Here is a 4653-nt window from a genome sequence, read left to right as displayed (position 1 = left end):
CATCCGCATCGACGGCAACGACGTACTCGCCAGCTACGCCGTCACTCGGCGTGTCCTCGACGAGGCGCGGAGCGGCGAAGGGCCCCGTGCGATCGAGGCGATGACCTACCGGATCGGTGCCCACACCACGAGCGACGACCCGACCAAGTACCGGACGTCGGATGAGGAGCAGTTCTGGCGGGAGCGCGACCCCATCGCGCGGATGCGGGCGTTCCTCGAGCATCGCGGTGCCCCCTTCGCGCTGTTCGACGAGGTGGATGCCGAGGCCAACGCCGCCGCAGACGACCTGCGCGTGCGCACGAATGAGCTCGGCGGACTGGAGCGCGACGCGATGTTCGCTCACGTCTACAGTGACCCGCACCCGCTCATGGACGAGCAGCGCCGCTGGCTCGCCGAGTACGAGGCATCCTTCGAGGGAGGCACCCGATGACCACCGTCTCGACCTCCACCGGCCAGGCTTCCGCGGCCGCCGCGGCTCCGGCATCCGGGCCCATGCCCTTGGGGCGCGCGCTCAACGCCGGTATGCGGCAGGCGTTGGCAACGAACGACCGCGTCCTGCTCATGGGTGAAGACATCGGTCGTCTCGGCGGCGTGTTCCGGGTGACCGAGGGGCTGCAGGCAGAATTCGGCGAGCAGCGGGTGCTCGACACGCCCCTTGCCGAGTCCGGCATCGTCGGTACCGCGATCGGGCTGGCCATGGCCGGGTTCCGCCCGGTGTGCGAGATCCAGTTCGACGGGTTCGTGTTCCCGGCGTTCGATCAGATCACCTCGCAGCTGGCGAAGATGACCAACCGCCTCGAGGGGGCAGTGTCGATGCCGGTCGTCATTCGCATCCCCTACGGCGGGCACATCGGCGCGATCGAGCACCACCAGGAGAGCCCCGAGGCCTACTTCACGCACACCCCGGGCCTGCGGGTTGTGAGCCCCGCCACCGCGGGAGACGCGTACTGGATGATCCAGGAGGCGATCGCCTCCAACGACCCAGTGATTTTCCTTGAGCCCAAGAGCGCGTATTGGCAGAAGGGCGAGGTGGACACGACTGCCCCTGCCCTGCCACTTCACGCCTCCCGCATCGTCCGCCGCGGCACCGACGTCACCCTCGTCGGCCACGGGGCGATGGTCGGCACCTTGCTGCAGGCCGCTGCGCTCGCCGAGTCCGAGGGCACGAGCTGCGAGGTCGTCGACCTGCGCTCGCTCTCGCCGGTTGACTACGGTCCGATCCTGGACTCGGTCCGCCGCACCGGCCGCATGGTCTACGCCCAGGAGGCTCCCGGGTTCACGAGCCTGGGCAGCGAAATCGCCGCTACCGTGACCGAACGCGCGTTCTTCTCGCTCGAGGCTCCGGTGCTGCGGGTCTCTGCGTTCGACACGCCGTTCCCGCCCGCCAAGCTCGAGGGCACCTACCTCCCGGATGCCGACCGCATCCTCGAAGCCGTCGACCGCGCCCTCGCCTACTGACACCCGATGGCGCTAACTCCTGCAATGTCGGCACGGACACGGCGATACTGAGGCACAGACCACCGAGGTGCAGGAGTTCGTGCACCGCGAAAGGACCGACATGAGCACGCAGACCTTTGTTCTCCCCGATGTGGGGGAGGGCCTGACCGAGGCCGAGATCGTCACCTGGAAGGTCGCGCCCGGCGACGCCGTGCAGGTCAACGACGTGCTCGTCGAGATCGAGACCGCCAAGTCCCTGGTCGAACTGCCCTCGCCGTTTACCGGCACGGTCGGCGAGACGCTCGTCGAGGAGGGCGTGACCGTCGCCGTCGGAACCCCGATCGTGACGATCGAGACGGCTCCCGCCGCATCCGCTCCGCTGTCACAGGCCGACGCTCCCGGGGGCGGCGACGCGCAATCTGAGACAGCGGAAGGTGGTGCTGAGGGCGGCGGCGCGGTGCTGGTCGGATACGGGACGGGTGGAGCTGTCACCTCGCGTCGCCGCAAGCCCGCTGAGCGGCCGGTGACGGCATCCGTCGGGGTCATCGCGAAGCCGCCGATCCGCAAGCTCGCGCGCGATCTCGGCGTGGACCTTGCCGCCGTGACCCCCTCGGGTGAGGCCGGCGAAGTCACCCGCGAGGACGTCGTGAAGCACGCGTCGCAGGCAAGCGTCTTCCGCAATATCGAGACTCCCGACTGGCCCGAAGTGCGCGAAGAGACCATCACCGTGACACCGGCAGCGGCACCAGCGCCTCCCGCCCCCAACGGCGTCGCCTCGCCGTTCGCGCAGGCGGCGGGCCGGGTCGAGTCGATCCCGGTCAAGGGTGTGCGCAAGGCCACCTCGACCGCGATGGTGCAGTCGGCGTACTCGGCACCGCACGTGTCGGTGTGGACGGATGTCGACGCGACCCGCACCATGGAGCTCGTCAAGCGACTCAAGGCATCCCCCGACTTCGCCGACGTCAAGGTCTCGCCGCTGCTGATCATGGCGCGCGCCGTCATCTGGGCGGTACGCCGCACGCCGATGGTGAACGCGACGTGGGTCGACGGTGACGGCGGCGCCCAGATCAGCGTGCGGCACTACGTCAACCTGGGCATCGCCGCAGCTACCCCCCGCGGGCTTCTGGTTCCGAACGTCAAGGACGCCCAGGACCTCAACATGCGTGAGCTTGCGCGGGCTCTCGAAAAGCTCACCCTCACCGCGCGCGAGGGCAAGACCACCCCGGCCGACCAGCAGGGCGGCACGATCACGATCACCAACATCGGGGTGTTCGGAATGGATGCCGGAACCCCGATCATCAACCCCGGGGAGTCGGGCATCGTCGCGATGGGCACCATCCGGCAAAAGCCCTGGGTCGTGGACGGTGAGGTGCGTCCTCGCTATGTCACCACGGTCTCGGGCTCGTTCGATCACCGCGTCATCGACGGCGACGGGATGAGTCGCTTCATCGCCGACGTCGCGTCGATCCTCGAGGAACCCGCGCTGCTGCTCGACTGACCCGTCGCGCTCGGCAATGCCGGAATGTACCGGCCGCCCGTTTTGATAATGATTCTCACCGCCGTTATCATTGTCGACATGACAACCCGACGACTTTCCACCCTGCTCGCGCTCGGCGCGGCATCCGCCCTCACGCTCACGGCCTGCGCCGGCACGGGTGGAACGCCTGCGACATCCTCCCCGGCCGAAGCAACCATCGGCGTCGTCGCGTCGACCAACGTTTACGGTCAGATCGTCGAAGAGATCGGGGGTGATGCCGTCACCGTCACCTCGATCATCACGTCGTCGGCTCAGGACCCGCACGAGTTCGAGCCGACGGCCCAGGACCAGCTCACGGTTTCGGAAGCCGATCTCATTATCGAGAACGGCGGCGGATACGACGGTTTCATGGATGCCATGATCGAGGCCAGCGGCACGACGGCGCCCGTCATCACCGCTGCCACCTTCAACCACGACTACCCCGCTGAGGGCGAAGTTGGGGAGGAAGGTCACGACCACGCGGAGGAAGAGGGTCACGACCACGCCGATGAGGACGGTCACGACCACGCGCACATCGAGGGATTCAACGAGCACGTCTGGTACGACCCGCACACCATGGAGCACCTCGCCGAAGCCATCGCTGAGGAGCTCTCGACGCTCGACCCCGACAACGCCGACCTCTTCGAGACCAACGCTGCAGCCTTCATCGACCAGATCGCCGGGCTGGAGGCATCCCTCGACGAGATCTTGGCAGCTCACGCCGGCACCGGAGTCTTCGTCACCGAGCCCGTGCCCGTCTACCTGATCGTGGCAGCCGGGCTCGAGAACCTGACGCCCGAAGCGTTCAGCGAGGCAGTCGAGGAGGGGCAGGACGTGCCCCCCGCAACTCTGCTCGAGGCGCTGGGCATCGTCGAAGACGGCTCCGTCAAGGTCGTCATCGCCAACGCACAGACCGGCGGCGCCGAGACCACGCAGGTCATCGATGCCGCGACCGCGCAGTCAATCCCGGTGCTGGAGTTCACGGAGACCCTCCCGGAGGGCCAGACTTACATCTCGTGGATGCAGCAGAACATCGCGGAGCTCGCGGACGCGCTCGACGCGTGAGCTCCAGCGCGACCTCGGACGCCCAGCCGCCGCTCCGCATCCGCGGAGCGGCGCTGCGCCGTGGCGAGCGGGAACTGTGGGCCGGGCTCGACCTCGACGTCGAACCCGGCGAGTTCATCGCGGTTCTCGGACCCAGCGGCTCCGGCAAGACGACGCTGCTGCGCGCCATCCTGGGCCTCGAGCACCTGAGCGCTGGGACCATCGAGACGAGCGGTCGCCGGGTCGAGCGCCGGGGCAACCGGCACATCGGCTACGTACCCCAGCAGCGTCCCCTTCCGCCCGAAACCGCATTGCGCGGTCGCGACCTCGTGACCCTCGGTGTCACCGGCCACAAGTTCGGCTTCAGCCTCCCAAGCCGGCGCGATCGCGAACGCGTCGATGTGCTGGTGGCAGACGTCGGCGCCGAGGGGTTCGCCGACCGGCCCGTGGGCGAACTCTCCGGCGGCGAGCAGCAGCGGCTGCGCATCGGGCAGGCGATCGCCGACGACCCCGGCCTGCTGTTGTGCGACGAGCCGCTCACGAGTCTCGACCTGGCCAACCAGCAGGCGATCGTGGCGCTCATCGACAGGCATCGCCGCCAGCGCGGCACCGGGGTTCTCTTCGTCACGCACGACATCAACCCTGTCCTCGACGTC

General features: G+C 68.3%; 5 protein-coding genes. All 5 read left to right on the top strand.

The window, feature by feature from the left end; genetic code table 11:
• Window positions 1-430, top strand: a 430-nt coding sequence (locus B3587_RS01680; RefSeq protein WP_292726062.1) for a thiamine pyrophosphate-dependent enzyme, incomplete at its 5' end; no start/stop codon positions are given.
• Between the two features lie 62 nt (window positions 431-492).
• The gene (locus B3587_RS01675) at window positions 493-1458 is read left to right on the top strand and encodes an alpha-ketoacid dehydrogenase subunit beta (protein WP_228179512.1); all 966 of its coding nucleotides are present in this window, start codon (window positions 493-495) and stop codon (window positions 1456-1458) included.
• 100 nt (window positions 1459-1558) lie between these two features.
• Window positions 1559-2935, top strand: a complete 1377-nt coding sequence (locus B3587_RS01670) for a dihydrolipoamide acetyltransferase family protein (protein WP_292726060.1) — start codon at window positions 1559-1561, stop codon at window positions 2933-2935.
• Window positions 2936-3013: 78 nt separating this feature from the next.
• A complete protein-coding gene (locus B3587_RS01665) occupies window positions 3014-4018 on the top strand; it encodes a metal ABC transporter solute-binding protein, Zn/Mn family (RefSeq protein ID WP_292726058.1) in 1005 nt (334 codons plus the stop codon).
• Window positions 4015-4653 (top strand): metal ABC transporter ATP-binding protein (locus tag B3587_RS01660; RefSeq protein ID WP_292726056.1); only part of this gene is annotated, 639 nt, incomplete at its 3' end. The genes B3587_RS01665 and B3587_RS01660, both read left to right, overlap by 4 nt.

The organism is Microbacterium sp. UBA837, assembly GCF_002296025.1.
In the GTDB taxonomy this organism is placed as follows: Bacteria; Actinomycetota; Actinomycetes; order Actinomycetales; family Microbacteriaceae; genus Microbacterium.
The sequence above is the reverse complement of the archived record's forward strand: the minus strand, read 5'-3'. Positions and strand labels throughout refer to the sequence as shown.